Here is a 26,040-nt window from a genome sequence, read left to right as displayed (position 1 = left end):
GATCGGTTGTGCGCGCGGAGAGTGTCGTCAGAGCGGCGAACCGACATGAACGATGTCGTTCCAGGTGACGAACATCATTAACATCAGCACCAGGCCGAGCCCGAGGCGGTAGCCGATCTCCTGGGCCCGGTCGCTCAGCGGCCGACCTCGCAACGCCTCGATTAAATAGAACATGAGGTGGCCGCCATCGAGCATCGGCACGGGCAGAAGATTCATCAGCCCGATCGAGACCGACAGAATCGCGGCGAGGTTGATCAGGGCGAGCACGCCGCCATTCGAGGCGACCATGCCGGAGACCTGCGCGATCCGGATCGGACCCGAGAGCTGGTCGGTCGATTCCCGGCCGCTGACCAGCTTCGAGAGATAGTCATAAGTGCGATCGACCACGAACCAGGTCTCGGAAAAGCCCGTCTTGACCGATTCGAGGAAGGTGAAGTGCTGGACCGACCAATCCTCGGGCCGACGCGAAGCCTGGATGCCGACGACGCCGATGCGCTGCTTGCCAACCGCCGTCGAGGTCTCGACGAGCTCGGGCGTGACGGGGAGCGTCAGGGTTTCGCCGGCGCGGTCGATCACGACCGACAATGTTTCATTGGGGCGGGTCGAAATCTCGCGCTGCATGTCGCCGAAGCTGCGAATCTCGTGGCCGTTGATACTGACGACAAGATCGCCGGAGCGTAGCCCTGCCCGTTCAGCGGCGCCGCCGACCGTGACCTGTTCAACCCGCGGCACCAGGGCCGGCCGGCCGAAAGCATAGACGGTGCCGGCGAAAATCAGGATCGCCAGGATGAAATTGGCGATCGGTCCCGCCGCTACGATCGCAGCGCGCTTGCCGATGGACTGGGCCGGGAAGGTGCGCGCCTGCTGCTCAGGCGTCATCTGCTGGACTTCGCTGTCGACGCCGCTCGACGAGGCATCGCCATCGCCGGAGAACTTCACATAGCCGCCGAGTGGGATCAGGGCGAAGCGCCAGCGCGTGCCGTGGCGATCGTTGAAACCGAAGAGCTCGCGGCCAAAGCCGATCGAAAAGGTCTTGACGTCGACGCCGCACCAGCGGCCGACGAGGAAATGGCCGAGCTCGTGCACGAAGACGACGATGGTCAGGACGAACAGAAACGGCACCAGATAGCCGAGCAGGTTACTGCCCGCATTCCAGATGTGCACAACGAAGTCCATAAACCTCTCCCGATCCCTGCCCTCTAGGTGACAGCGAAGCGGCTTTGCGACAAGAGCGCCCTGGCGCGGTTTCTCGCCTCATGGTCAATCGCGAGCGCCCCGGCGATGTCCTCCGGCGCAGCCAGGGCCGACGCCGATTCTGCGCAGACCGCCTCGACCAGTGCCGGAATGCCGGTAAAGCCGAGCTGCCGGGCAAGGAAAGCTTCGACCGCGATCTCGTTGGCGGCGTTGAGGATGGCTGGCATCGCGCCGCCCGCCGCGAGTGCCGCAACAGCCAATTTCAGAGCCGGAAAGCGGACCAGGTCCGGCCGCTCGAAGCTGAGCGGAGCGGTCACCGCCAGATCGAGGAAACGTGAAGCCGGCGCATCGAGCCGGCCGTCGACGCCAAGGCAATGGGCGGCCGCGACGCGCATGTCCGGCACGGCCATGCCGGCACTGACCGAGCCGTCACGGAAGGTGACGAGCCCGTGCACGATCTGCTGGGGATGGACCAGAACGTCGAGCTGGCCGGCTTCCAGCCCGAACAGGAAGCAAGCCTCGACCAGCTCCAGCCCCTTGTTCATCATGCTGGCGGAATCGATCGTGATCTTGGCGCCCATCGCATAATTCGGATGGGCGAGCGCCTGCTCGGGCGTGGCGGCGGCAATCCGCTCGGCCGACCAGGTCCGGAACGGCCCGCCGGACGCAGTCAACGTCATCTTGCCGACCGACGAGATCGGTTCGGCGCCAAGGACCTGGAACAGCGCATTATGCTCGGAATCGAGCGGCAGGATGCGGGCGCCTACCGCGTGCGCGCGGGCCATCACCGCCGCGCCCGCGCAAACCAGGCTCTCCTTGTTGGCGAGGGCGACGACACGGCCGGAGGTGAGAGCCGCGAAAGTCGCTTCCAGACCGGCAGCGCCCGAAATCGCACTGACGACGATATCGCTCGGCCGTGCCACCGCCTCGAGCACTGCCGAGCGCCCTGCCCCGCATGCGATGCCCGTGCCCGCCAGAGCCCGCGCCAGCGCGGGGCCGCAGCTTTCGTCCGCCAGCGCGGCGAAACGGGCGCCGGTCTCGACCGCGACCTTGGCCAGGGCCGCGGCATCCCGGCCGGCGACCACGGTGTCGATTTTCAGACGATCGGGATTTTCCGCCACGACCTCACGAGTCGAGCGGCCGATGGAGCCGGTGGCTCCGAGAAGCGTGACGAGACGGGGCATCAGTTCCAGGCCTGGACCAGACAGAGGACGGCGCCGGCAAAAACGATGACGGCCCAATAGCCATCGAGCCTGTCCATGAAGCCACCGTGACCGGGAATGAGATGCCCGGAATCCTTGGCGCCGAAGCGGCGCTTGAAGGCGGATTCGAACAGGTCCCCGGCTTGCGAGAGAATCGAGGCGAGGAGCGAGGCGGCCGCGACCGCCATCAGCGTGCCCGGCGGCACGACCCCGAAGGACGGTGCCAGCGACCAGATCGCGATGCCGCCAAGCACGCCGGCGAGCGTGCCGCCGGTCGCGCCGGACCAGGTCTTCTTCGGGCTGACCGCGGGCATGAGCTTGGGGCCGCCAAGCGTACGCCCGGTGAAATAGGCGGCGATGTCGGTGAACCAGGTGACCGCGAAGCTCCACAGGATCAGGCCGAGGCCGATCAACGGCAAATCACGCAGCAGCGGCACCAGGATGGCGAGCGCCGATGCGTAGATCAGCCCGCAGGCTTCGAGCAGCCTGCCATTCTGCACCTGCATGCTGGTCACAGCTGCCGCGAGCCCGGCAACTGCGGCAAGGCCGGCGAGTGCTGCGGGAGGCAGCGGGGCATGCAGGGCGGCGATGCCGACAAGCGCAACGGCAAGCCCGGCGATGATCGGACGGGGGCCGTTCGCGATCACGAACCATTCATAGGCGATCACGCCGGCTGCGAGCGCCCAGACGATCCGGAAGGGCCAGCCGCCGAGCCAGGTGATGACAAGGACGCCCGCCGCCAGCACCAGCGCCGAGGCGACCCGCTGCCTCAGCTCACCTGAGCCGGCCGTCGGGGAGCCGGTGGAAGGGGCATTCACGCTGCGCCCACATTGCGATCGCTCGGCTCGGACAGGCCGCCGAAGCGGCGCTCGCGGCGACGATATTCGGCGAGCGCTTCTTCGAGCGCCGCGCGGTCGAAATCCGGCCAGAGAACGGGGGTGAAGACGAATTCGGCATAGGCTGCCTGCCAAAGCAGGAAGTTGGAGACGCGCGTCTCGCCGGACGTGCGGATGACGAGCTCCGGATCCGGCATGTCGGAGGTGTCGAGCCGGGCGGAGATCGTCGCCTCGTCGATCGACTCCACCGCGATACGCCCGGCGGCCGCGTCGGCAGCGAGCTGGCGAGCGGTTCGCACGATCTCGTCGCGTGAGCCGTAGTTGAAGGCGATGACCAGGGTCAGCCCGGTATTGTCGCGCGTCACCGCCTCGGCATGCTCGACAAGGCGGCGCAGATCGGGCGAGAGGTCCTGGCGACCGCCGATGATGCGGACGCGGACATTCGAGGCGTCGAGCTCGGCGAGGTCCTTCTCGACGAAGCGCTTGAGCAGCCCCATCAGGAAGGAGACCTCGGTCGCCGGGCGGCGCCAGTTCTCGGTCGAGAAGCTGTAGAGCGTCAGGAACTCGATGCCGAGATCGGCCGCGTTCTTGACCGTGCGGCGCAGCGCTTCGAGGCCACGGCGATGGCCCTCCTGGCGCGGCAGGCCGCGCAGCTGGGCCCAGCGCCCGTTGCCGTCCATGATCACCGCGACATGGGACGGCACCTGGGCATCTCCCGGACGCTGGCCTGCTGACATTCTCGTGCCTCTTTCGGCGCTCTGGCCGGGATGGTGCCGAAAGGTCCTGCAACCTTCCAGCCGATGACGCTCAGACGTGAAGGATTTCCTTTTCCTTCGCCGCCAGCGCCTGATCGATCTCGGCGATATGCTGGTCGGTCGCCTTCTGGACCTGGTCGGACTCGCGGGTCACGTCGTCCTTGGTCAGATGGCCGTCCTTCTCCAGCTTCTTGATCAGGTCGAGCCCGTCGCGGCGGACATGGCGCACCGCGACCTTCGATTCCTCGGCATATTTATGCGCGACCTTGACCATTTCCTTGCGGCGCTGCTCGTTGAGCTCGGGGATGCGGATGCGCAGCACCTGGCCTTCCGTCTGCGGATTGAGGCCGAGATCCGATTCACGGATCGCCTTCTCGACCGCGGCGACCATGCTGCGGTCCCAGACCTGGACCGAGAGCAGGCGCGCTTCGGGCACGCTGACGGTCGCGAGCTGGTTGAGGGGCTGGCGTGCGCCGTAGGCCTCGACCTGGATCGGGTCGAGCACATTGGCGGAGGCGCGGCCGGTGCGCAGCGAGGCGAGATCGCCCTTGAAGGACTGCACCGCGCCCTGCATCCGGCGCTTGAGGTCGGCGAGATCGAATGTCGTCTGGGCCATTGTATTCAAGACCTTGCAATTCATCGAAAACCGGCGCGACCATGGCGGCGCCCCCCGTCACGGTCAAGGATTTCGTGCTCGGGATCGGCGCTCCGCAGGGCTGATACCCCGCAATGCGCTATCCTGCGCCTCCGAAACGCTGACGATACTCCGTTTCGACGCCGGAGACACGCCATGCCGCGGCTGAACCGTATCATCGAGACCGCGCTCTATGTCGACGATCTCGACCGTACCCGCACCTTCTACGAAACCGTGCTCGAGCTTCACGCCCTGCTGAGGACCAGAACGCTGCTCGCCTATGATGTCGGCGGGGTGGGCGTGCTGCTCCTCTTCAAGCGCGGAGAATCGCGCCAGACGCAGAGCTTACCAAACGGAACCATCCCGGGGCATGACGGTCGCGGGCCGATCCACATCTGCTTCGCGATCGAGGAGGCGGAGCTGGCAGCCTGGGAGATGCGGCTGGAGGAGCACGGCGTCCCCATCGAAGGCCGGATGCAATGGGAACGCGGCGGCAAGAGCCTCTACTTCCGAGATCCCGACGAGAACCTGCTGGAATTGATGACCCCCGGAAACTGGCCGGGCTATTGAGCCTCAGGGCGTGACATAGGTCGCCCTGCCCTCGCCGCGCAGCACGGCCGCGAGCGCGCCCGCCTCGGCGATCGAGAAGACGACGATGGTCAGCCCGGCATCGCGCGCCAGCGCGAAGGCGGCGGTATCCATCACCTTGAGATCCCTGGTGATCGCCTCGGCATGGGTCAGCCGGTCGTAGCGGGTCGCGCTCGCATCCTTCTTGGGGTCGGCGGTGTAGACGCCGTCGACCTGCGTCGCCTTGAGCAGCTGCTGGCAATCGAGCTCGGCCGCGCGCAGGGCAGCGCCCGTATCGGTGGTGAAATAGGGATTGCCGGTGCCGCCGCCGAGAATGACGACCTTGCCGTTGCTGAGATGGTCGAGCGCGCGCCGGCGGGCATAGCTCTCGCAGAGCGAGGGCATCGGCACCGCCGACATGGCGCGGGCCGGAGCGCCGGCGATCTCGATCGCATGCTCGAGCGCGATTGCGTTCATCACGGTGCCGAGCATGCCGATCGAATCGGCGCTGGTCCGGTCGAGCCCCTTGGTCAGGCCCTGCAGGCCGCGGAAGAAATTGCCGCCACCGACGACGATGGCGATCTCGACCCCCTCATGCGCCGCCTTGGCGATGTCGGCGGCGAGCTCCGTCAGCGTCAAACCGTCGAGACCGGAACCTTGAGGTCCTGCAAGGGCTTCGCCGGAGAGCTTCACAAGAACGCGCTTAGGTCTCACCGGCTTTCTCCGCATCTTTAGGGAGGCGCGATTCGGCGCCGACCCTGTCTTCTTACAAAAAGGCCGCGCTGAGCGCGGCCTTTTCGATGGCTCATCCACGGTATTGAGGCGAAGCCTGTGAGATCTGTGATCTATCTCACACGGTCTCGCCCGAGATTTCTCAGCCGGTGGTGCCGCCGGCGGCAGCGACCTCGGCCGCGAAATCGGTCTCTTCCTTCTCGATGCCCTCGCCGAGCGCGAAGCGGGCGAAGCCAGTGAGCTTGACCGGGCCGCCGACCTTGTTCTCGGCCTCCTTGAGCGCCTGGCTGACGGACTTCGAGCCGTCATGGATATAGGCCTGCTCGAGCAGGCAATATTCCTTGGCGTAGCTCTTCAGGCCGCTCTCGACGATCTTCTCGAGGACGTTGGCGGGCTTGCCGGCATTCTTCTCCGCCAGGATCGCCTTCTCGCGCTCCAGCACCGCCGGATCGACCGAGGCGAGGTCGAGCGCGACCGGGTTGGTCGCCGCGACATGCATGGCGAGCTGGCGGCCGAGCTGGGCGAGCTCGTCGGTGTTGCCGGTCGATTCCAGGCCGACGATGACGCCGATCTTGCCGAGGCCATCGGCAACCGAGCCATGGACATACTGGCCGATCACGCCGGCCGAAACCTTGACCTCGGCGACGCGGCGCAGGGTCATGTTCTCGCCGATCGTGGCGATCGCGTTGGCGATGGCGTCGGCGACGGTGCCGCCGCCCGGATAATGATGGGCCTTGAGCGCCTCAACATCGCCGCCACGCTCGAGCGCGACATCGGCGATGGAACGGGCGAGCGCCTGGAACTCGAGGTTGCGGGCAACGAAGTCGGTCTCGGAATTGACCTCGACCACGACGCCGCGATTGCCCGAGACGGCCACGGCGACAAGGCCTTCGGCGGCGACGCGGCCGGCCTTCTTTGCGGCCTTGGCCAGGCCCTTGGTGCGCAGCCAGTCGATGGCGGCCTCGATGTCACCATCGGTCGCGGCGAGCGCGGTCTTGCAATCCATCATGCCCGCGCCGGTCTTGTCGCGGAGTTCCTTCACCATGCCGGCGGTGATCGCAGCCATCTGTCCGTTCCTTGCTGTCCTGTGCCCGGCCTGCGGAGTGAGCGACGCTCAGGCACGTTCTCGAAATCTCGTCACGCCCGGGGCGTGATGGGGAAGCGCCGACGCTCCGTTTCCGGCCGTCGGCGCTGATCACTCAAACAATCGCGTTTTGCGACGTCAGGATGACGCCGCCAACCCGGCTCACGCCTCGGCGAGATCGCGCGCCTGGGCAACCCAGCCGTCGCGCTCGATGCGGCCGCCGAGCTTGAGATCGTGGTCGACCTTGGTCACGTCTTCCGGCGACATCGCGGAGAGCTGCCAGAAGTGATAGATGCCACCGTCGTTGAGCTTCTGCAGCAGCTCCGGCCCCATGCCGCTCAGCTTCGACAGATCGTCCGGCGCGCCGCGCGGAGCGGTCAGCAGCTCGAAAGCAGGGCCAGCCTCGCCGGTCGGCTCGGCCAGAGCCTCCTCGACGATCGGAGCCTCGGCGGCGCCGAGATCGATGCCGGAATCGCCCGAGGCGCGCGAGATGCCGTCGATGGCCGAGCGGGCGATCAGGTCGCAATAGAGCTGGATGGCGCGGCCGGCGTCGTCATTGGCCGGGACCGGGAAGGTGATGCCGTCCGGATCCGAGTTCGAATCGACGATGGCGGCGACCGGGATGCCGAGGCGCTGGGCCTCCTTGATCGCGAGCGCTTCCTTGTTGGTGTCGATCACGAAGATCATGTCGGGCGTGCCGCCCATGTCCTTGATGCCGCCGAGCGCCTTCTCGAGCTTGTCGCGCTCGCGCGCCAGCATCAGGCGCTCCTTCTTGGTGAGGCCGGTGCCGCCACCGTTGAGCAGCTCGTCGACCTTGCGCAGGCGCTGGATCGAGGCCGAGATCGTCTTCCAGTTGGTCAGCATGCCGCCGAGCCAACGCGAGTTGACGTAGTACTGGGCCGAACGCTTGGCGGCGTCAGCGACGGCATCCTGCGCCTGGCGCTTGGTGCCGACGAAGAGGACACGGCCGCCGCGGGCCACCGTGTCGCTGACCGCCTGCAGGGCGCGCGAGAGCATCGGCACCGACTGCGACAGGTCGAGAATGTGGATGTTGTTGCGCGTGCCGTAGATATACGGCGACATCTTCGGGTTCCAGCGGTGAGCCTGGTGGCCGAAATGGGCGCCGGCCTCGAGCAACTGGCGCATGGAAAAATCTGGCAAAGCCATGGTGTCTATCGTCCTTCCGGTTGAGCCTCTGGGGTGCGAATGAACGAGGCATGGGCTGCCAAGTCACCGGAACGCCTCAGGAACGAGGCGATGCTCCCCATGTGGGATGGCGTGCGCCTTACACGCTATGAGCCGGGAAAGCAAGGCGTCGACGGCGTCATCGCGCTCCGTGTCTGCGCGCCGGCTGCTTCCAACGGCCGAAATCCCTTCTTCGGGCCGATGCGCTAGCGGCCGAGCTTCTGATAGAGGATATCGAGATCGTCCTTTGCCTCGGCGATGCGGCCGGCATTGCCGCTCTTCTCCGCGAGCGCCAGCCGGCGCCGCATGAAGCTCTCCGCCTCCTGCCGCTGTCCCTGCTCGAAGGCGAGCACGCCGAGCTGGAACAGGCTGTCCTCGACCCGGGCCTCGTCGCCATGCTTGCCGGCGATCGCCAGCCGGCGCTCGAGCATGGCGCGGGCGCCGACGAAATCGCCAAGCTCGTAGTTGTTCTGGGCGAGATTGGTGATCACTACCAGAAGCTTCTCGCTTTCGAGGCCAAAGAGCTGCTCGCCGCCTTCCAGCACCTCCTGATTGAGCTGGCGGGCCTCGATGAAGCGCTTGGCCTCGTGCAGGCAGAAGGCCAGCCGCTCGCGCGTGCCCAGCCGCTGGTTCGGCGTCACCTCATGATCAGCATCGAAGAGCGGCAGCACCTGCCGGTAGGTCTCGATCGCGAGCGGCCATTGCTTCAGCATCTCGGCCTGATTGGCCAGCCGGTAGAGAGCCCGCGTCCGCTCCGAACCGGGCAGGAACGAGGTCAGCGCATCGATGCGCAGGGCCTCGCGCATTGGCGCCAGCGAATCCTGCGTCCTGCCGGCACGATAAAGAATGAAACCACGCAGATAGTTGAGCTCGCCGCGGGCGATACCGTCCGGCGCCGTGCCGGCAAGATCGCGCTCGAACCCGTCGAGTTCGGCCAGCGTCGCGCTGATGCTGAAGCTTCGCAAGGGATCCATCACCAGGCGATGGATGTCCTTCAGCCGCGGCAGAGCGTCTTCCGCTGGTCCGGCATGCGCCGTCATTCCGCCCGCCATCACCAGAGCCGCAGCCGGAATCAGAATAAGGCGACCGATTTCGTCGCGGAGCTTCGGCATTCGCCGGCCTTTCAACATCCAGCTGGCTTGACCACGCCCGGACCGGGCGAGGCGGCAGAGGTCCGCACCGACATGCAGCCGGCGCGGACCACGCTTCAGAGGAACCGGCTTACTTCGGGAGCGCCGCGCCGGCCTGCTTGATGGCAGCGCCGATCTGCGTGCAGAACGCTTGGGCCGTGCCGCCCTGCGCCTTGGCCACGGCCTCGATATCCTGGGTCATGCCCATGGCCGAGATGGTGCCCTTCTTGCCCGCTGCCTCGGCGGTATCGCCGCCGCTCTTGTCGGCCGGGGCCGGGATCATGCCGACCAGCTTCTTCTGAATTTCGACGACATCGGCGCCGACGAAGCCCTTGTCGCTGCAATAGCCGAGAATGCCGAGCTGGTTGCGCGCGGCCTGATACGCGACGGCCATCTGATCGGCCTGGGTCTGGGCAAAAGCTGGAACGGAAAATGACGCCAGAACGGCGGCGAGAACAAGCGGCTTCGTGTTTGAAATCATGTCGGCATAGTCCTTTGTTGCAGCACGAGCGCTGCCACTCCTGTCCCCCCGCGGCACTCGCTAGCGCGATCAATCGCCGCACGCAACCAATAGCCGGCACAACGCAGGCGTGCTGCTGGAGAGGGACGCCGACGAACCGGACCCTAGAGCATTTTCGAGCGAAGTGGGCACCGGTTCGCGTGAAGAAAATGCGCCGAAACAAGGAGATAGAGAATTTTCACGATTCGGAGAAACGCGGAAATGCTCTAGCCTTCGAACGGGAAGAAGACCCGCAAACGGTGGCCGTCCGGATCGGTCGCGACAAAGGTGCGGCCGAAATCGAGATCGGTTGGCGGCTGCAGGATGGTCAGGCCGCGCGCCTTCCAGTCGGCATGGACGGCATTCACCGCTTCGGCGCTAGCGACCACGGTCGCGATCTCGCCGCCACCGCCCGCCGCCGCGGCAGCAGGTTCGACGGTGTGGCGCGACCATAGGCCAAGCCTGACGCCGGAGGGCAGCGCGAACATCGCGAAGGTCGGCGACTGCTCCAGCGGCTCGGCGCCAAACAGATCAGCATAGAAGCGCGCACTGGCAGCCGGGCTGTCGACATAGAGCAGAATGAAATTGGCATCGAGCATGACGGGCCCTCCGAAGCAGTGACCGTCGAAGCCTAGACCCAGCCCCTGCCAGCCTGCGGCAGGGGCTCCGTTCAGCGCAGCTGGACGTCGATGACACCGGGCGCTGCACGAACCGCATTGGCGATCTGCTGGTTAACGCCGTAGCGGCCGGGCAGCTCGATCTCGACCTCCTGGGCGCCGTCGTCGAGGATCATGATCAGCGAGACGCGACCATCGGCGCGGCTGCCATCGCCGCGGGGCTTCACGCGCTCGGCGATGCTGGCAAGCGCCTTGTCGTCGCGCAGATAGATCAGCAGGTCCTGCTTCTGGCGATTGGCGAGATCGTCGAGCACCTCGACATCCTCGATGCGCGGCCGCACATCGTCGCCGTCGAGCACGGCGCTGAGACGCAGCACCAGGGCCTTCCCGGGCTCGAGGAAGTCGCGATAGCGTTGCAGGCCTTCCGAGAACAGCACGGCCTCGAACTGCCCGCTCGGATCGGACAGATTGACGATGCCCATCTTGGAGCCCGACTTGGTCCGCCGCTCCGACTTGTCGATGACCGACACCGCGACCTTGGCGACCGACGTGCCGTTGGCACGCACGACCTGGGCGAAATCGGCGAAGCGCTGCACGCGCAGCCGCTTCAGCACATGCTCGTATTCATCCAGCGGGTGACCGGAGAGGAAGAAGCCGACAGCATCGTGCTCGCGCCGGAGCCGCTCCGCCGGGGACCAGGGCTCGGTCGGCGGAATGCGGAAGGCCTCCTGGACCATGCCGCCGCCGAAGAGCTCGGATTGCCCGCCGGCAGCAGCCTCGCGCGTCCGATTCGACAGCGCCAGCATGCCGTCGATCGCGGCCATCGCGCGAGCGCGGTCCTTTTCCAGGGGATCGAGCGCACCGGCCGCGATCAGCGCCTCGATCGTGCGCCGATTGACCAGCTTGGTGTCGATGCGGCGGGCGAGATCGGCGAGGTCCTTGAACGGGCCGCCGGCATTGCGCGCGGTAACGACCGATTCGACGGCGGCGCGGCCGACGCCCTTGATCGCGCCGAGCGCATAGCGGATCGCGCCGTCGGCGACATCGAACTCGACACCGGAGCGGTTGATCGAGGGCGGCTCGACGGTGATCTTGAGGCGCTCGGCATCGCGGCGGAATTCCGAGAGCTTGTCGGTATTGCCCATATCGAGCGTCATCGACGCCGCCAGGAACTCGACCGGGTAGTTCGCCTTGAGAAAGGCGGTCTGGAAGGCGACCACGGCATAGGCGGCCGCGTGGCTCTTGTTGAAGCCGTAATCGGCGAATTTGGCGAGCAGGTCGAAGATTTCGGAGGCGAGATCCTTGCTCAAGCCGCCTTCGAGCGCGCCTTTGACGAAACGCTCGCGCTGGGCGTCCATCTCGGCCTTGATCTTCTTGCCCATGGCGCGGCGCAGCAGGTCGGCTTCGCCGAGCGAATAGCCCGAGAGCGCCTGCGCGACCTGCATCACCTGCTCCTGGTAGACGATGATGCCATGCGTCTCCGACAGGAAGGGCTCCATGCCGGGGTGGAGATAGGTCGGATCTTCCAACCCGAGCTTGCGCCGGCAATAGGTCGGGATGTTATCCATCGGGCCCGGTCGGTAGAGCGCGACGAGCGCGATCAGGTCCTCGATCCGGTCGGCCTTCATCTCGACCAGCGCCTTGCGCATGCCCGCCGATTCCACCTGGAACACGCCGACCGTCTCGCCGCGCGCCAGCATCGCGTAGGTCGGCGGATCGTCGAAGGGCAGCTGCGCCAGATCGATCGCGATGTTGCGCTGCGCGATCAGCTTCACCGCCGTGGTCAGCGTCGTCAGTGTCTTGAGGCCGAGGAAGTCGAACTTCACCAGCCCGGCCTGCTCGACCCATTTCATGTTGAACTGGGTGACGCGCATGCCGGTGCGCGGATCGACCGAGAGCGCGACGAGTTGCTCGAGTGGCCTGTCGCCGATCACCACGCCTGCGGCGTGAGTCGAAGCATGGCGGTGAAGCCCTTCCAGCTTCTGGCCGATTTCGAGCAGGCGCGCGACCGTCGGCTCGTCGGCCGCAGCCTCCTGCAGCTTGGGCTCGCCCTCGATCGCATCCTTCAGCGAGATCGGCTTGGCCGGATTCTGCGGCACGAGCTTGGTCAGCTTGTCGACCTGGCCATAGGGCATCTCGAGCACGCGGCCGACGTCGCGCAGCACGCCGCGGGCGAGCAGCGTACCGAAGGTGATGATCTGCGCGACGCGCTGCTCGCCGTAATGGAGCTTGACGTACTCGATCACCTCTTCACGCCGGTTCTGGCAGAAGTCGATGTCGAAGTCCGGCATCGAGACGCGGTCCGGGTTGAGGAAGCGCTCGAAGAGCAGGCCGAAGCGCAGCGGATCGACGTCGGTGATGGTCAGCGCATAGGCGACGAGCGAGCCCGCGCCCGAGCCGCGGCCCGGCCCGACCGGAATGTCATGGGCCTTGGCCCATTTGATGAAGTCCGAGACGATGAGGAAATAGCCCGGGAACTTCATCCGGGTGATGATCGAGAGCTCGAATGCGAGCCGCTTGTCATAATCCTCGACCGTGAAGCCCGAGGCCGGGCCGTGCTTGGCGAGCCGGGCCGCGAGGCCGACCTGCGCCTGGGCCTGGAGTTCCTCGGCCTCGTCGCGGCCCTCCTCGCCGAAGCGCGGCAGAATCGGCTTGCGCGTCGTGACGCGCCAGGTGCAGCGCATCGCGACCTCGACCGTCGCGGAGAGCGCCTCCGGCAGATCGGCGAAGCGGCGCTTCATCTCGGCGCGGGTGGCGAAATAATGCTCGGGCGTAACGCGGCGGCGCTCGCCATCCGAGACCAGCCGCCCCTCGGCGACCGCCAGCAACGCGTCATGTGCGTCGAAATCGGCCGGCTTGGCGAAGAACGGCTCGCAGGTCGCGACGATCGGCAGATCGGCATCATAGGCGAGCTTGAGCAGATGCGCCTCGAGCGCCGCCTCGCCGTCGCGGCCATGGCGTTGCAGCTCGACATAGAGCCTGTCGCCGAAAATGGCCTGGAGGCTGGCGAGACGCGCCTTCGCCTGCGGGATCTGGTTGTTGCGCAGGGCGGCGTCGACGGGCCCGCCGAAGCCGCCGGTCAGCGCGATGACGCCCTCATGATGGGCCGCGAGCTTCTCCAGCGTCGAGACCGGCTGCGAGGCACCGCCGCTCGCCAGCGCCGCCTCGGTGACGAGCTTCATCAGGTTGCCATAGCCTGCCTCGGTCATGGCGAGCAGGACGATATGCGGGATGGCCTGCTGGACGGGCTTGCGTCCCCCCTCGGCCTCGTCAGCGAAATCGACGGACAACTGCACGCCGGCAATCGGCTGCAGGCCGGAGCTGGCGAGCTTCTCCGAGAATTCGAGCGCGCCGAAGAGATTATTCGTGTCGGTGAGCGCCAGTGCGGGCTGACCGTCGGTGGCGGCAAGCTTGGCGATCGTGCCGACGACCATCGCGCCTTCCAGCAGCGAATAGCTGGAATGTACGTGGAGATGGACGAAACCCACCTCGTCGATGATGCGGCCGTTCTCGCGATTCATGCCGCCCTCATCCTTCGTATCCTCCCTGCGCGACTCGCGCAGTCCTGGCGCATCATATGGCGGCCGGGCGCGAGCACAGTCGAGAGGACATTGCGCCCCTTGTGGATGGCGCGGTTCAGACGTTCGGGCCGGACAGCAGCGCCGCCCAGAGCCAGATCATGCCGAGGAAGGTGCCGAGCGAAGCGAGTTCCGCCAGTCCGAGCGCCAGTTTGCGTGCCAGAACCATGATCATCTCCTGAGTTCCTGATATGTTCAATTTAATTCTTGTTTTGTTCTCGTCAATCTCTGCGGCTTGTCGCAGGCTGTTCGATCGATGGGCCAGTTAACGCACGCTTAATATTCGTTTTCGGCGATTAAGAAACGGCGCGCTGCCATCAGGTCGATGGCGGATCATCGCAAGGGCGGTGTCAGAAACGGTCAGCAGCCGCGCGCACGGAGGGGCGGCGGCGCCAAGGTCAGCGATGGTAAGGCAGAAAGCCCGCGCCGCGATTTAGCCCAGTGGCACGACGAGCCCGTCGCGGATCGTCACCTGCCGGTCCATGCGGCGGGCGAGATCGAGATTATGCGTCGCGATCAGCGCCGCCAGGCCGGAGGCGCGGGCGAGCGCGACCAGGGTGCCGAAGACATGCAGCGAGGTGTGCGGGTCGAGATTGCCGGTCGGCTCGTCGGCCAGCAGCAGGCGCGGCGCATTGGCGACGGCACGGCCGATGGCGACACGCTGCTGCTCGCCGCCGGAGAGCTCGCCCGGCAAATGGTCGAGCCGGCTGCCGAGGCCGAGGAAGGTCAACAGCTCCTTGGCGCGCTCTTCCGCCTCGTCCTTGCCAAGGCCGCGGATGCGCTGCGGCAGCACGACATTCTCGAGCGCGGAGAATTCCGGCAGCAAATGATGGAACTGGTAGACGAAGCCGATTTCGGTGCGGCGCAGCCGGGTGCGGCCCTTGTCGTCGAGCTTGGTGGTGGCGAGCCCGCCGACGAAGACCTCGCCGGAATCGGGCTTCTCCAGCAGGCCGGCGACATGAAGCAGGGTCGACTTGCCGGTGCCGCTGGGCGCCACCAGCGCGACGAGCTCGCCCGGCCACAGCGCGAAATCGGCCTTGCGCAGGATTTCGAGCGGCGCATCGCTCTGCGGATAATAGCGCTCGATCTGCGAAAGGAAGAGCGCGGGAGTCTCCTGTGCCATGGTGCTCAGCCCATCCTGAGCGCTTGGACGGGGTCGAGACGCGCGGCCTTCCAGGCCGGATAGAGCGTCGCCAGCAGCGAGAGCACGAGCGCCATCACGACCACGGTCGTGACCTCGCGCCAGTCGATCACCGAGGGGATGTCGCTGAGGAAGCGGACCGTCGGGTTCCACAGATCGGCGCCCAGGATCCAGTTCAGGAAGGCCAGGATCGATTTGATGTTGTTGGCGAAGAGGACGCCGAGGATCAGGCCCGACAGCGTGCCGACGACGCCGATCGTCGCTCCGGTGATCAGGAAGACCCGCAGCACCGTGCCGCGCGAGGCGCCCATGGTGCGCATGATCGCGATGTCCTCGGTCTTGTCCTTCACCAGCATGATCAGGCCGGAGACGATGTTGAGCGCCGCGACAAGCACGATCAGCGTCAGGATGATGAACATCACGTTGCGCTCGACCTCGAGCGCATTGAAGAAGCTGCGGTTGCGCTGGCGCCAGTCGGAGAGCACGAGCGGGCGCGGCGCATCGGCCTCGATCGCATCGCGCACGGATTGCGTCCGGTCGGGATTGTCGAGGAAGACCTCGACCACGTTCACGTCGCCGTCGCGGTTGAAATAGGCCTGCGATTCCGCCAGCGGCATATAGACGAAGGAGGCGTCGAACTCGGTCATGCCGATCTCGAAGATCGCCTGGATCGGATAGGTCTTGATGCGCGGCGCCGTGCCGAACGGGGTCGAGGCGCCCTTGGGCGAGACCAGCGTGATCGAATCGCCGGCAGTCAGCGAGAGCGACGCCGCGAGCCTTGCCCCGATAGCGACGCCGCCGGCCGTGTCGAAGCCGTCGAGCGTGCCGCGCCTGATATTGCCGCCGATATAGGGGATCGCCTTCAGATCGGCCTCGCGGATGCCGCGCACCAGCACGCCGCCATTGGCGTATTGCGATGAGGCCAGAGCCTGGCCCTCGACCAGCGGGATCGCGAGCTTGACCCCGGGAATCTGCTTCAGCCGATTGGCGACCATCTCGTAATCGTCGAGCGGGCGGTCGATCGGGGTGGCGAAGACATGGCCGTTGACGCCGACGATCTTCTCCAGGAGCTCCTTGCGGAAGCCGTTCATCACAGACATCACGATGATCAGCGTCATGACCCCGAGCGTGATGCCGAGGAAGGAGAAGCCGGCGATGACCGAGACGAAGCCCTCGCGGCGGCGGGTGCGCAAATAGCGACCGGCAAGCAGCCACTCGAAGCCGGCGAAGGGACGCGTCCCCGTCGGCATGTCCGCCATGTCGCGCTCAGCGCCCTCACCCGCCATCGGCTCCACCGCCGCGTTCATCGCCGCACGCTCACGCGGCGCGCCCAGGGAAACGGTCGAGCGCCGCCGCGAGCGAGACCAGCTCGCGCTCGCCGCCGGAACGACGCTTGATCTCGACCTTGCCCTCGGCGAGCCCCTTCGGGCCGACGATGATCTGCCAGGGCACGCCGATCAGGTCGGCGGTCGCGAATTTTCCGCCCGGCCGCTCGTCGGTGTCGTCGTAAAGCATGTCGTAGCCCTTGGCGGCGAGCGCCTTGTAGAGCTGCTCGCAGGCCGCGTCGGTCGCGGCATCGCCGGTCTTGAGGTTGAGCACGGCGATGTCGAAGGGCGCGATCTCGTCGGGCCAGACGATGCCGCCCTCGTCATGGCCGGCCTCGATCAGCGCCGCGACGAGGCGGCTCGGCCCGATGCCGTAGGATCCCATATGCACCGGCACCTGCGCTCCGTCAGGGCCGGTCACGGTGGCCCCCATCGGCGCGGAATACTTGGTGCCGAAGTAGAAAATATGGCCGACCTCGATGCCGCGGGCGGAAACCTGCTTGTCGGCGGGAATAGCCTCGAAAGCCGCCTTGTCATGCATCTCGTCGGTCGCGGCGTAGAGGCTCGTCCATTTGTCGACGATGCCCTGCAGGTCCGGGATGCTGTCGAAATCGGTATCGACGGCCGGCGTCGCGAATTCGAGATAATCCTTGTGGCAGAAGACCTCGCTCTCGCCGGTCGAGGCGAGCACGATGAACTCGTGGCTGAGATCGCCGCCGATCGGGCCGGTATCGGCGCGCATCGGGATAGCCTTCAGGCCAAGCCGGGCGAAGGTGCGCAGATAGGCCGTGAACATCCGGTTATAGGCGTGGCGGGCGCCGGCCTGATCGAGATCGAAGGAATAGGCATCCTTCATCAGGAACTCGCGGCCGCGCATCACGCCGAAGCGCGGGCGCACCTCGTCGCGGAACTTCCACTGGATGTGGTAGAGGTTGAGCGGCAAGTCTTTGTAGGACTTCACATAGGACCGGAAGATATCGGTGACCATCTCCTCGTTGGTCGGGCCGTAGAGCATCTCGCGGTCGTGCCGATCCTTGATGCGCAGCATCTCCTTGCCATAGGCGTCGTAGCGCCCGCTCTCGCGCCAGAGATCGGCAGACTGGATGGTCGGCATCAGGATCTCGACCGCGCCGGAGCGGTTCTGCTCCTCGCGCACGACCGCGCTGATCTTGTTCAGCACGCGCAGGCCCAGCGGCAGCCAAGAATAGATGCCGGCCGATTGCTGGCGGATCATGCCGGCGCGCAGCATCAACCGGTGCGAGACGATCTCGGCTTCCTTGGGCGTATCGCGCAGGATCGGCAGGAAATAGCGGGAGAGGCGCATCGGGATACTCGTTCGAAGGCGATGCGCTCACAGCGACGCACCGAGTCACGTTATGTCAGAGACACCATCGTAGTTTGCAAATTGCAAACGCTAATCGACGTCGTACAGACGAAGATGGCGCGAAGATGCTCCAGGCAACCGCCGCTGCGGGGTCAGCGCTCGGCGAATTTCGCCTTGAGCCTGTCGCGCACGAGCGCTGGCACGAAGGCCGAGACATCGCCGCCCATCGAGGCGATCTGCCGGACGAGCGTCGCGGTGATGTGGCGGGCCGGCGGGGTCGATGGAAGCAGGACCGTCTGCAGTTCCGGCGCCATGGTGTGGTTCATTCCGGCCAGCTGCATTTCCAGGTCGAGATCGGTGCCATCGCGCAAGCCGCGGACCAGAATCGTGGCGCCATGGCGGCGCGCCGCATCGATGGTGAGATCGCTGAAGGTGACGATCTCAAGCTCGGTCGAGAACTGAGCCGCGACTGGCCCAGCGATGGCGCCCAGCAGATCCGCCCGTTCTTCTGCCGAGAAGATCGGTGTCTTGCCCGGGTTGATTCCAATCGCGAGAACCAGCCTGTCGCACAGCCGGCAGGCGGCCTCGATCATGTCGACATGACCGTTGGTGACGGGGTCGAAAGACCCGGCATAGAAGGCGGTGTGGCTCATGCGACAGCGTTATCGTCTGGACGAGAACAGGACAAGCGCCGCCCTCACGCCGCGCGCACCTGCGCGATGAACTCGTCGACGCGCCCTTTCAGGGAATGCGCCAGATTCGTCAGCTCGCCGGCCGCCTGCAGCACGGCGCCGGCCGCGTCCGAGGTCTGTTGCGAGGCGCTCTGGACCAGGCTCGTCGCCTCGCCGATTCGGCTGAACTCGCCTGTGGCCGCACCGACCTCAGCCACGATCGCATGGGTCACGCCCTGTTGGTGGCGCATCGTATCGGCGGAGCGGCGGACCGTATCGCTGAGATTGCCGATCATCGCCTGGATGCCCGAGATCGCCTCGACGGTCGCCGCCGTCGCCTTGTTCATCGACGTGATCTGTCGCGAGATATCGCCGATCGCGCTCGCGGTCTGGCCGGCCAGGCCCTTCACCTCCGACGCGACCACGGCAAAGCCGCGCCCCGCCTCGCCGGCGCGCGCCGCCTCGATCGTGGCGTTGAGGGCGAGAAGGTTTGTCTGCGCCGCGATCTCGGAGATCAGGCCGACGACGGCGGAGACCTGGGCCGCCCCGGCCGCAAGTGAATCGACCACCGTGCCCATCTCTCCGGCATAGTCGCGGGCGCTGCGGGCGGACTGGTCGGAGGACTGGACGTCGCTGCCGAGCCGGTCGATCGCCGAACGCAGGTCTTTGGCCGCATTCTCGATCGAAAGGATGCTGGCGACGGCGCGGTTCGTGGCGTGATGCATGGTCTCGACCGTCGCCTGCGTCTCCTGCGCCCCGCTCGAGAGCTGATTGGCGGTGACGCTGAGCTCCTCGGCCGCGGTCGAGACCGCGCCGGTGACCGACAGGATCGAGCGATCGAGATCGGCGGCGAGATCGGAGAGGAAGAGTGCGCGCTGCTGGTCGGCCTCGCGACCACGCTCCTCGCGCTCGTGCTCACGCATCCGCCCCTCGACCAGCATGTTCTCGCGGATGCGCTGGACCGAGGCTGCGATCCCACCGATCTCGTCGCGCCGGAAACGCCCGGTGATCGGCTGGTCCGACCGGCCGGAGGCGATGCCGGCCAGCGCATCGGACAGCCCGGCGATCGGCCGCGCCACCGACCAGCCGAGCGCGGTCGCTATGAAGAGCAACGGGACCAGGGCGAGCAGGCCAGCGGCCAGCATGGCCGAGCGCAGATGGTCGGTGACGGCGAGCGCCTCGTCGAGCGGCTCGGTCAGCCAGAGATACCAGGTCCAGGGTCCGACCTGGATGTCGCGCGCGACCACCACCAATGGGCCGCCAGCGCGGCTTTCGACATTCTGCGCGGTATCCTCGAGCATATTGCCGCGCAGCAAGCCATCGAGGGGCACAGCGGGCATGAAATCGGCCTCGCGGGCATTCACGGCCGAGCGGGGCGAGCCGTCGGCGCCGCTGACGAAGACGCGGGAATTGGCGCGCCGTTGCGCCGTGGCCGACAAAACGGCGTCGAGCATATCGAGCCCGATCGCGACGACCAAGGTTCCGACATGCTGCCGCGACGTTCCGGGCGCGTTGTTCAGACTGAAGATCGGCTCGGCGAGAAAGGCGCGCATCTCGTCGCCCGCAAGCGCATAGGGGGCGAAATCGATCAGCGTCTGCGTGCCAGGCTCGCCCGCCTTGACCGAAGCCACCGCCCTGGCCAGTCCGCTGCCCGACAGGGAGGCGGCATGCACCATCTCGCCGAATTCCTTGCCCTTGGTCACGCTGTAGACGACGCGACCCGCCGGCGAGACCAGGAAGAGATCGGCATGGCCGAAATTCGCATAGACCGAGCCGAAGGTCTCGTGCATCCCGACATGGCGCCAGGCGTAGCCGCCATGGTCGCCCTGCCCGGTCATGGCCAAGCGCTCCGTCAGCGGCAGATTGTCGTCGCCGCGATACCGGCGCTTGATCGCGTCGACGCCGCCACGATCGTAATCCATCCACTTATCGGCTTCCTGGACGGCATTCGCGGCGAAGGTGCTGCGCGCCAGAACGGCAACCTCGGCCCGGATATGATCCCAGCGCCGCTCGATGGCGAGAGCCTCGCTTTCGGCAGCCGCATGAAGGCGCTGCTGGACCGCCTCGTCAGCCCAATTCTTCACGGAGTAATAGGCCGCGTAACCCACGCTTCCCGCCGCGAGCACGGCGAGGCAGATCATGGCAAACGGCAGCCGGAACCGTAGACTCGACAGCAACCGCATTTCCCCCGGCCCCAATAGCGATTCCAGCGCTTTGGAACGAGTGAACACGGCCATGGTTAACCACGGGTCAACACACGCGGGACGCGTGTCGGATAGCGCGCTTACCTCAGGCCGCGCAGGCCATCCGCATCCTGCAGAAGATAGCCCGGCGGCAAGCCGGGGCCGCGCGCATCGACCGTCAGCGCGCTCATCGCGCCGGCGCTGCCGAGCAACAGGGAGACGATCACAAGAGCCGCAGCGGTGTTGGAGGAACGCCGCTGGACCTGGTAGCGGGAACTGAGCTGCATCGATTTCTCGTGGCGAATCATGGGTGTAGTCGCGATTCCTGGCTGATGGACGGCTCCGGCGGGGCCGTGGCTGCTTCATGTCAAAACCATGACGAGCCTTTCGATCGGGTTAGGCGACAGCGTTAACCATTGCTTGCCCTGCCCCCAGGCCCTACATCGCCCGCCATGCTCACGCTCAACGACATCACCTACAGGCTCGGCGAGAGGCTGCTCCTGGACCGCGCGAGCGCGTCCCTGCCCGAAGGATCGCGTGTCGGCCTCGTCGGCCGCAACGGCACGGGCAAGACCACCCTCTTCCGCATCATCACCGGCGATCTCTCGCCCGAGGGCGGCTCGGTGAGCGTGCCGCGCGGGATGCGCATTGGCGGCGTGGCGCAGGAGGCGCCGGGCGGGCCGGAATCGCTGATCGAGGTCGTGCTCGCCGCCGATACCGAGCGTGCCGCGCTGATGAAGGAGGCGGAGACCGCGACCGATCCGCATCGCATCGCCGAGATCGAGACCCGGCTCGCCGATATCGGCGCCCATTCGGCGCCTGCCCGGGCCGCGACCGTGCTGCACGGGCTCGGCTTCAACGAGGAGGCGCAGCAGCGCCCCTGCTCCGATTTCTCCGGCGGCTGGCGCATGCGCGTCGCGCTTGCGGCCGTGCTCTTCGCCGAGCCCGACCTCTTGCTGCTCGACGAGCCGACCAACTATCTCGATCTCGAAGGCACGCTCTGGCTCTACGATTATCTCGAGCGCTATCCGCACACGGTGCTGGTCGTCAGCCACGACCGCGAATTGCTCGACAGCTGCGTCGACCACATCCTGCATCTCGACCAGGGCAAGCTGACGATCTATCGCGGCGGCTACTCCTCCTTCGAGCGCCAGCGCGCCGAGAAGCAGATGCAGCTCGCCAAGGCGCGCGAGAAGCAGGACGCCGAGCGCAAGCACCTGCAGAGCTTCATCGATCGCTTCAAGGCGAAGGCGACCAAGGCGCGCCAGGCGCAGTCGCGCGTCAAGCGGCTGGAGAAGATGGAGACGATCGCGACCATCGTCGACCGGAACGTGCAGCCCTTCAGCCTGCCCGGGCCGGAGCGGCCGCTCTCGCCGCCGTTGGTCGTGCTCGACGACGTCGCCGCCGGCTATGGCGAGCGCAAGGTGCTGTCGCGGCTCAATTTGACCTTGCTGCCGGATGACCGGATCGCGCTGCTCGGATCGAACGGCAACGGCAAATCGACCTTCTGCAAGCTGATCGGCGGCCGGCTCGCGCCGCTATCGGGCGAGATGCGCAGCTCGTCCAAGCTGCAGACCGCCTATTTCGCCCAGCATCAGCTCGACGAACTCCGGCTGGAGGACACCCCGGTCGGCCATATCCGCGATCTCATGCCGGATGCGCCCGAGGCCAAGGTCCGGTCCAAGGCGGCGCAGATCGGCTTTCCCGCGAGCAAGGCCGATACGCCGGTGAAGAACCTGTCGGGCGGCGAGAAGGCGCGGTTGATGCTCGGCCTCGCCGCGTTTGGCGGGCCGCATCTGCTGATTCTCGACGAGCCGACCAACCATCTCGACATCGATAGCCGCACCGCGCTGGTGACCGCGATCAACGACTATCCGGGCGCGGTCATCCTGGTCAGCCATGACCGCTTCCTCATCGAGGCCTGCGCCGATCGGCTCTGGCTCGTCGGCGACGGCACCGTGAAGAATTTCGATGGCGACATGGAGGATTATCGCGCCTTCGTCCTCGGTAATGCCAAGGCCGCCCGCCGGAACGAGAAGCCGGCTTCGGATACGGCTAACGGCAACGGGAAAACCGAGGATCGCAAGGGAGCGGCGGCGAAGCGCCAGGCGCAGGGACCGCTGCGCCAGAAACTCAACCTAGCCGAGGCCCGCATCGCCAAGCTGACCGGGCTGATCGAAAAGGTCGACGGCGTGCTCGGCAATGGCGCCGCCTTCGCCCGCGACCCGGACAAGGCGCTGCAGCTCTCGCGCCAGCGGGCCGAACTTGCGGAAGCGCTGAGCGCTGCCGAAGAGGAATGGCTGGAACTGAGCGCGGAGCTCGAGAGCGCCTGAGGCGGGAGCCCGGGCGACACGTTTCAGGGCAGCGGCGCCAGCTTCAGGCCGAGTTCCCTGACCTGCTCGGGCGACAGCTTCTTCAGCGCGACACGCGTCGTATAGCTGCCATGCATCATCCCGCCGGACATATAGTTCCAGTCGGTCACCACCGACTGCTCTGCGCGATAGGCATCGCCATTGTGCAGGCCGTCGAGGTGAACAGGATCATTCGCGATGCGCCCGGCGAAAACATCGCCTTCGATCGCGGTCAGATTCATCCAGATATGCTCCCGCCGGCCGGGGCCGTAGGGAATCGCGACCTTGACCGCATGGCGCTGCCCTTTGCCGGCACGATAGAGCGCGACGAAATTCGGCAGCGTCTTGCGGGCCTGCGCGATCGCGCGGTTCATCTCCTGGTCCGACGAACGAAAATCGACGACCTGCGCCGTCGCTTGCCGCGACACCGCTGCCACCGCAACACCAGCGAGCAGCGCCGCCGTCGCCCTCATCATGTCTACGCGCCGCACCGCCAAAGCCCTCGGACGCCGATCGTCCCCTCAGTACTGTCGTCCAGACTTGCCGCTTAACCCTGCGGCCCCTGTCCCGGCTTGTTGATCCGGCTCAGGCGATTATCGGTGAACATGTAGATCTCCCGGGCCCCGGGCTCGGAGTAGAGCACCTGGACCTCGCGCTGCCCCTTGCCGCTCTCGCCGATCAGGACGTCGGTCGGGCGCGAGCCCTTGAGCTTGACCAGCTCGCATTCGGTGATGCCGAGCGCGATCTCTTTCGGCAGCGGGCGCGTGGAGGGATCGAGAGAGGCATTGGCCTCGCATTCCCCGTCCGGTCCGAGCAACGCTTCCTGAGTGGACGCGCGGGCGGAGACGCTGCTCGTGCGGGTGCCGCTTGAATCCTGGGTGAAGGAGAAGCCGCCGATATCGACGGAACAGCCGCCCAGGGCCACGGCACAGGCGAACAGAACAGGTAGTCTCACGCTTTCTTCTCCCAGCGGCCGGTTTCATCCTGCTGCCAATAGGTGGCGCTCTCGCCGAGCGCCTTGAGTTTGCGCCAATCCTCGCGGGCCGCTGCGAGCGCGTCGGGATCGTCGCCGTCGAACATCAGGACGATGCGCTCGTAGTCCTGCAATGCGTCGGGAATGCGGACCCCTTCGACGCAGAACCGAACCTGCGCGCGGTTGGGATTTTCCGGCTTCGTGGTCAGCACGATCGGGTTGTTGGCGGCGTCGGGATCGGCCGCCGTGACATGCGGCAGGAAGCTCTCGTCGGCATAGGTCCAGAGATGGTCGTCGAGCGCAGCCAGGCGCTCGCTGCTAGACATCTCGACCACCGCCCGCCAGCCGCGCGCCAGCGAGCGGTCGAGCAAGGTCGGCAGGACCTGCTCGAGCGGGCGCGACTGGAGATGGTAGAACAGGATTTCGGCCACGAAATCCCTTTCATATCAGTGCACTGCGCCAGGTGGCGCAGGGATCGAATCAGCTCTCGTAGTGATCGGCGACCAGCCGATCGAGCAGGCGCACGCCCCAGCCCGAGCCCCAGGAGCGGTTCACGTCGGAATTCGGCGAGTTCATGCCGGTGCCGGCGATGTCGAGATGGGCCCAGGGCGTGTCGTTGACATGACGCTGCAGGAACTGGGCGGCGGTGATCGAGCCGCCATAGCGGCCGGCAGAGTTCTTCATGTCGGCGAACTTGGAATCGATCATCTTGTCGTAGCCGGGGCTGAGCGGCATGCGCCAGACCGTCTCGCCCGTCGCCTTCCCCGCTACGGTCAGGCGCTCGCTGAGCTCATCGCTGTTCGAGAACAGGCCGGCATTCTCCTGCGCCAGCGCGACCAGGATCGCGCCGGTCAGGGTCGCCAGATTGACCATGAATTGCGGCTTGAAGCGCTCCTGCGTGTACCAGAGCACATCGGCCAGCACGAGCCGGCCCTCGGCATCGGTGTTGATGATCTCGATGGTCTGGCCGGATAGCGAAGTGACGATGTCGCCGGGGCGCTGGGCATTGCCGTCCGGCATGTTCTCGACCAGGCCGATGACGCCGACGGCATTGACCTTGGCCTTGCGGGCGGCGAGCGCATGCATCAGGCCGGTGACGCAGGCTGCGCCGGCCATGTCGCCCTTCATGTCCTCCATGCCGGCGCCCGGCTTCAGCGAGATGCCACCGGTGTCGAAGGTCACGCCCTTGCCGATGAAGGCGACCGGCTGGACGCTCGACTTGGCACCGTTCCAGCGCATCACCACGACGCGGCTTTCGCGGCGCGAGCCCTGGCCGACGCCGAGCAGCGCGCGCATGCCGATCTTCTTGAGCTGCTTCTCGTCGAGGATCTCGATCTCGACGCCGAGCTTCTCCAGCTTGGCGGCACGGTCAGCGAATTCCTCGGGATAGAGCACGTTCGGCGGCTCGTTCACGAGGTCGCGAGCGACCTCGACGCCCGCCGCGATCGCCTCGCGCGCTTTCAGCGCCTTCTTCACACCTGAGGAATCAGCGACGCGCAAGGTCACGGCGATCGGCTCAGCCTCGTCCTTCTCCTTGCTCTTGGTCTTGTAGCGATCGAAAGCATAGGCGCGCAGCCTGAGGCCGAGACCGATCTGGGCGATCTCGTCGGCGCTGATCTCGCTCTCCGGCAGGGCGGCGATGACATCGGCGGAGCGGCCGCTGCCCAGTTTGCCGGCGATGGCGCCGCCGAGCTTGGCGAAATCGAGCTTGTCGCGCTCGCCGGCAGGGCCCGTGCCGATGACGATCAGGCGCTCGTAGCCGGCGCCGTCGGGAGCCAGCACCGTCAGGCCGGAAAGCGCCTTGCCCTTGAAGCGTTCGGCCGCGGCGGCGCGTGCGAGCAGCGCCCGCGTGCCCTCGCCCAGCCATTCCTCGGCGACCTTGGCCGGCGTCAGCCGGTCCGAGACGAGGATGACGAGGTCCTCGGCCCCAATGGCGGTCAGGGCTTTGACATCAAGCTTCAGGCGCTGCGACATAAGCTGCTCACAATTGGGGGGAATAGGGATCGAAGAGGGGCAATGACGAAGGCGTGGACGATTCCCGTTTGCGCCATAATCAAGG

The 26,040-nt window shown here is 66.4% G+C and carries 24 protein-coding genes; 2 read left to right on the top strand and 22 right to left on the bottom strand.

The window, feature by feature from the left end:
* Positions 1-27: 27 nt before the first annotated feature.
* The 5 genes from rseP to frr all read right to left on the bottom strand — a co-directional run bounded on the left by rseP (position 28) and on the right by frr (position 4,603).
* The gene (rseP, locus tag EV560_RS28020) at positions 28-1,176 is read right to left on the bottom strand and encodes an RIP metalloprotease RseP (RefSeq protein WP_131859127.1); all 1,149 of its coding nucleotides are present in this window, start codon (positions 1,174-1,176) and stop codon (positions 28-30) included.
* A 23-nt stretch (positions 1,177-1,199) separates the two neighbouring features.
* Positions 1,200-2,378, bottom strand: coding sequence for a 1-deoxy-D-xylulose-5-phosphate reductoisomerase (gene dxr, locus EV560_RS28015; RefSeq protein ID WP_131859126.1), 1,179 nt, complete (start codon positions 2,376-2,378; stop codon positions 1,200-1,202).
* Complete coding sequence (locus EV560_RS28010) at positions 2,378-3,214, bottom strand: phosphatidate cytidylyltransferase (RefSeq protein ID WP_131859125.1); 837 nt, start codon at positions 3,212-3,214, stop codon at positions 2,378-2,380. Before EV560_RS28010 ends, dxr begins: the two co-directional genes overlap by 1 nt.
* Positions 3,211-3,969, bottom strand: coding sequence for an isoprenyl transferase (locus EV560_RS28005; RefSeq protein ID WP_131859124.1), 759 nt, complete (start codon positions 3,967-3,969; stop codon positions 3,211-3,213). Before EV560_RS28005 ends, EV560_RS28010 begins: the two co-directional genes overlap by 4 nt.
* A gap of 70 nt (positions 3,970-4,039) precedes the next feature.
* Complete coding sequence (frr, locus tag EV560_RS28000) at positions 4,040-4,603, bottom strand: ribosome recycling factor (RefSeq protein WP_131859123.1); 564 nt, start codon at positions 4,601-4,603, stop codon at positions 4,040-4,042.
* A 174-nt stretch (positions 4,604-4,777) separates the two neighbouring features.
* Between frr and EV560_RS27995 the strand changes: the two genes are divergently transcribed.
* Positions 4,778-5,191, top strand: a complete 414-nt coding sequence (locus EV560_RS27995; protein ID WP_131859122.1) for a VOC family protein — start codon at positions 4,778-4,780, stop codon at positions 5,189-5,191.
* Between the two features lie 3 nt (positions 5,192-5,194).
* On the opposite strand, the gene pyrH is transcribed toward EV560_RS27995, so the two are convergent.
* From pyrH to EV560_RS35895, 13 genes are all read right to left on the bottom strand, one after another.
* Entirely contained in the window at positions 5,195-5,917 is a 723-nt protein-coding gene (gene pyrH / locus EV560_RS27990; RefSeq protein ID WP_131859121.1) for a UMP kinase, read from the bottom strand.
* A gap of 145 nt (positions 5,918-6,062) precedes the next feature.
* Positions 6,063-6,986: a translation elongation factor Ts gene (tsf, locus tag EV560_RS27985; RefSeq protein ID WP_131859120.1), complete on the bottom strand. Its 924-nt coding sequence runs from the start codon at positions 6,984-6,986 to the stop codon at positions 6,063-6,065.
* Positions 6,987-7,166: 180 nt separating this feature from the next.
* Positions 7,167-8,171: a 30S ribosomal protein S2 gene (locus EV560_RS27980; protein ID WP_131859119.1), complete on the bottom strand. Its 1,005-nt coding sequence runs from the start codon at positions 8,169-8,171 to the stop codon at positions 7,167-7,169.
* 224 nt (positions 8,172-8,395) lie between these two features.
* Positions 8,396-9,229, bottom strand: coding sequence for a tetratricopeptide repeat protein (locus EV560_RS27975; RefSeq protein ID WP_165923688.1), 834 nt, complete (start codon positions 9,227-9,229; stop codon positions 8,396-8,398).
* 181 nt (positions 9,230-9,410) lie between these two features.
* Positions 9,411-9,800 carry a pore-forming ESAT-6 family protein gene (locus EV560_RS27970; protein ID WP_131859117.1) on the bottom strand — a complete coding sequence of 130 codons (390 nt, stop codon included), beginning with the start codon at positions 9,798-9,800 and terminating at the stop codon, positions 9,411-9,413.
* A gap of 245 nt (positions 9,801-10,045) precedes the next feature.
* Positions 10,046-10,417, bottom strand: a complete 372-nt coding sequence (locus EV560_RS27965) for a VOC family protein (RefSeq protein ID WP_131859116.1) — start codon at positions 10,415-10,417, stop codon at positions 10,046-10,048.
* 71 nt (positions 10,418-10,488) lie between these two features.
* The gene (gene dnaE / locus EV560_RS27960) at positions 10,489-13,956 is read right to left on the bottom strand and encodes a DNA polymerase III subunit alpha (RefSeq protein ID WP_131859115.1); all 3,468 of its coding nucleotides are present in this window, start codon (positions 13,954-13,956) and stop codon (positions 10,489-10,491) included.
* Positions 13,957-14,446: 490 nt separating this feature from the next.
* The gene (locus tag EV560_RS27955) at positions 14,447-15,136 is read right to left on the bottom strand and encodes an ABC transporter ATP-binding protein (protein WP_131859114.1); all 690 of its coding nucleotides are present in this window, start codon (positions 15,134-15,136) and stop codon (positions 14,447-14,449) included.
* A gap of 5 nt (positions 15,137-15,141) precedes the next feature.
* Complete coding sequence (locus EV560_RS27950) at positions 15,142-16,461, bottom strand: lipoprotein-releasing ABC transporter permease subunit (protein WP_207908135.1); 1,320 nt, start codon at positions 16,459-16,461, stop codon at positions 15,142-15,144.
* Positions 16,462-16,471: 10 nt separating this feature from the next.
* Positions 16,472-17,803 (bottom strand): proline--tRNA ligase, encoded by a 1,332-nt coding sequence (proS, locus tag EV560_RS27945; RefSeq protein WP_131859113.1) that lies wholly within the window; start codon positions 17,801-17,803, stop codon positions 16,472-16,474.
* A gap of 152 nt (positions 17,804-17,955) precedes the next feature.
* Complete coding sequence (gene coaD, locus EV560_RS27940; RefSeq protein WP_131859112.1) at positions 17,956-18,456, bottom strand: pantetheine-phosphate adenylyltransferase; 501 nt, start codon at positions 18,454-18,456, stop codon at positions 17,956-17,958.
* A 44-nt stretch (positions 18,457-18,500) separates the two neighbouring features.
* Complete coding sequence (locus EV560_RS27935) at positions 18,501-20,615, bottom strand: methyl-accepting chemotaxis protein (RefSeq protein WP_165923687.1); 2,115 nt, start codon at positions 20,613-20,615, stop codon at positions 18,501-18,503.
* Positions 20,616-20,758: 143 nt separating this feature from the next.
* Positions 20,759-20,944 (bottom strand): hypothetical protein, encoded by a 186-nt coding sequence (locus EV560_RS35895; protein WP_165923686.1) that lies wholly within the window; start codon positions 20,942-20,944, stop codon positions 20,759-20,761.
* A 165-nt stretch (positions 20,945-21,109) separates the two neighbouring features.
* Here EV560_RS35895 and EV560_RS27930 point away from each other — a divergent pair, with 165 nt between their 5' ends.
* A complete protein-coding gene (locus tag EV560_RS27930) occupies positions 21,110-22,990 on the top strand; it encodes an ABC-F family ATP-binding cassette domain-containing protein (protein ID WP_131859110.1) in 1,881 nt (626 codons plus the stop codon).
* Between the two features lie 23 nt (positions 22,991-23,013).
* Here EV560_RS27930 and EV560_RS27925 read toward each other — a convergent pair whose 3' ends face one another.
* The 4 genes from EV560_RS27925 to EV560_RS27910 all read right to left on the bottom strand — a co-directional run bounded on the left by EV560_RS27925 (position 23,014) and on the right by EV560_RS27910 (position 25,955).
* Complete coding sequence (locus EV560_RS27925; protein ID WP_131859109.1) at positions 23,014-23,484, bottom strand: YegJ family protein; 471 nt, start codon at positions 23,482-23,484, stop codon at positions 23,014-23,016.
* 71 nt (positions 23,485-23,555) lie between these two features.
* Positions 23,556-23,963 (bottom strand): hypothetical protein, encoded by a 408-nt coding sequence (locus tag EV560_RS27920; protein WP_248312235.1) that lies wholly within the window; start codon positions 23,961-23,963, stop codon positions 23,556-23,558.
* Positions 23,960-24,412 carry a DNA polymerase III subunit chi gene (locus EV560_RS27915; protein ID WP_131859107.1) on the bottom strand — a complete coding sequence of 151 codons (453 nt, stop codon included), beginning with the start codon at positions 24,410-24,412 and terminating at the stop codon, positions 23,960-23,962. Before EV560_RS27915 ends, EV560_RS27920 begins: the two co-directional genes overlap by 4 nt.
* A gap of 49 nt (positions 24,413-24,461) precedes the next feature.
* A complete protein-coding gene (locus tag EV560_RS27910; RefSeq protein ID WP_131859106.1) occupies positions 24,462-25,955 on the bottom strand; it encodes a leucyl aminopeptidase in 1,494 nt (497 codons plus the stop codon).
* Positions 25,956-26,040 lie beyond the last annotated feature (85 nt).

Origin of the sequence: Allobosea sp. BK604 (assembly GCF_004341515.1) — a bacterium.
Classification (GTDB): domain Bacteria; phylum Pseudomonadota; class Alphaproteobacteria; order Rhizobiales; family Beijerinckiaceae; genus Allobosea.
Note: the sequence above shows the minus strand (reverse complement) of the source record. Positions and strands in the feature narration are given on the sequence as shown.

What these genes read in the sequence shown, in the direction of transcription:
- rseP (WP_131859127.1), bottom strand. Translation starts at nt 1,176, where the DNA reads ATGGACTTCGTTGTGCACATCTGGAATGCGGGCAGTAACCTGCTCGGC.
- dxr (WP_131859126.1), bottom strand. Translation starts at nt 2,378, where the DNA reads ATGCCCCGTCTCGTCACGCTTCTCGGAGCCACCGGCTCCATCGGCCGC.
- EV560_RS28005 (WP_131859124.1), bottom strand. Translation starts at nt 3,969, where the DNA reads ATGTCAGCAGGCCAGCGTCCGGGAGATGCCCAGGTGCCGTCCCATGTC.
- frr (WP_131859123.1), bottom strand. Translation starts at nt 4,603, where the DNA reads ATGGCCCAGACGACATTCGATCTCGCCGACCTCAAGCGCCGGATGCAG.
- EV560_RS27995 (WP_131859122.1), top strand. Translation starts at nt 4,778, where the DNA reads ATGCCGCGGCTGAACCGTATCATCGAGACCGCGCTCTATGTCGACGAT.
- pyrH (WP_131859121.1), bottom strand. Translation starts at nt 5,917, where the DNA reads ATGCGGAGAAAGCCGGTGAGACCTAAGCGCGTTCTTGTGAAGCTCTCC.
- tsf (WP_131859120.1), bottom strand. Translation starts at nt 6,986, where the DNA reads ATGGCTGCGATCACCGCCGGCATGGTGAAGGAACTCCGCGACAAGACC.
- EV560_RS27980 (WP_131859119.1), bottom strand. Translation starts at nt 8,171, where the DNA reads ATGGCTTTGCCAGATTTTTCCATGCGCCAGTTGCTCGAGGCCGGCGCC.
- EV560_RS27975 (WP_165923688.1), bottom strand. Translation starts at nt 9,229, where the DNA reads ATGACGGCGCATGCCGGACCAGCGGAAGACGCTCTGCCGCGGCTGAAG.
- EV560_RS27970 (WP_131859117.1), bottom strand. Translation starts at nt 9,800, where the DNA reads ATGATTTCAAACACGAAGCCGCTTGTTCTCGCCGCCGTTCTGGCGTCA.
- EV560_RS27965 (WP_131859116.1), bottom strand. Translation starts at nt 10,417, where the DNA reads ATGCTCGATGCCAATTTCATTCTGCTCTATGTCGACAGCCCGGCTGCC.
- dnaE (WP_131859115.1), bottom strand. Translation starts at nt 13,956, where the DNA reads ATGAATCGCGAGAACGGCCGCATCATCGACGAGGTGGGTTTCGTCCAT.
- EV560_RS27955 (WP_131859114.1), bottom strand. Translation starts at nt 15,136, where the DNA reads ATGGCACAGGAGACTCCCGCGCTCTTCCTTTCGCAGATCGAGCGCTAT.
- EV560_RS27950 (WP_207908135.1), bottom strand. Translation starts at nt 16,461, where the DNA reads ATGAACGCGGCGGTGGAGCCGATGGCGGGTGAGGGCGCTGAGCGCGAC.
- proS (WP_131859113.1), bottom strand. Translation starts at nt 17,803, where the DNA reads ATGCGCCTCTCCCGCTATTTCCTGCCGATCCTGCGCGATACGCCCAAG.
- coaD (WP_131859112.1), bottom strand. Translation starts at nt 18,456, where the DNA reads ATGAGCCACACCGCCTTCTATGCCGGGTCTTTCGACCCCGTCACCAAC.
- EV560_RS27935 (WP_165923687.1), bottom strand. Translation starts at nt 20,615, where the DNA reads ATGATCTGCCTCGCCGTGCTCGCGGCGGGAAGCGTGGGTTACGCGGCC.
- EV560_RS35895 (WP_165923686.1), bottom strand. Translation starts at nt 20,944, where the DNA reads ATGCAGCTCAGTTCCCGCTACCAGGTCCAGCGGCGTTCCTCCAACACC.
- EV560_RS27930 (WP_131859110.1), top strand. Translation starts at nt 21,110, where the DNA reads ATGCTCACGCTCAACGACATCACCTACAGGCTCGGCGAGAGGCTGCTC.
- EV560_RS27925 (WP_131859109.1), bottom strand. Translation starts at nt 23,484, where the DNA reads ATGATGAGGGCGACGGCGGCGCTGCTCGCTGGTGTTGCGGTGGCAGCG.
- EV560_RS27910 (WP_131859106.1), bottom strand. Translation starts at nt 25,955, where the DNA reads ATGTCGCAGCGCCTGAAGCTTGATGTCAAAGCCCTGACCGCCATTGGG.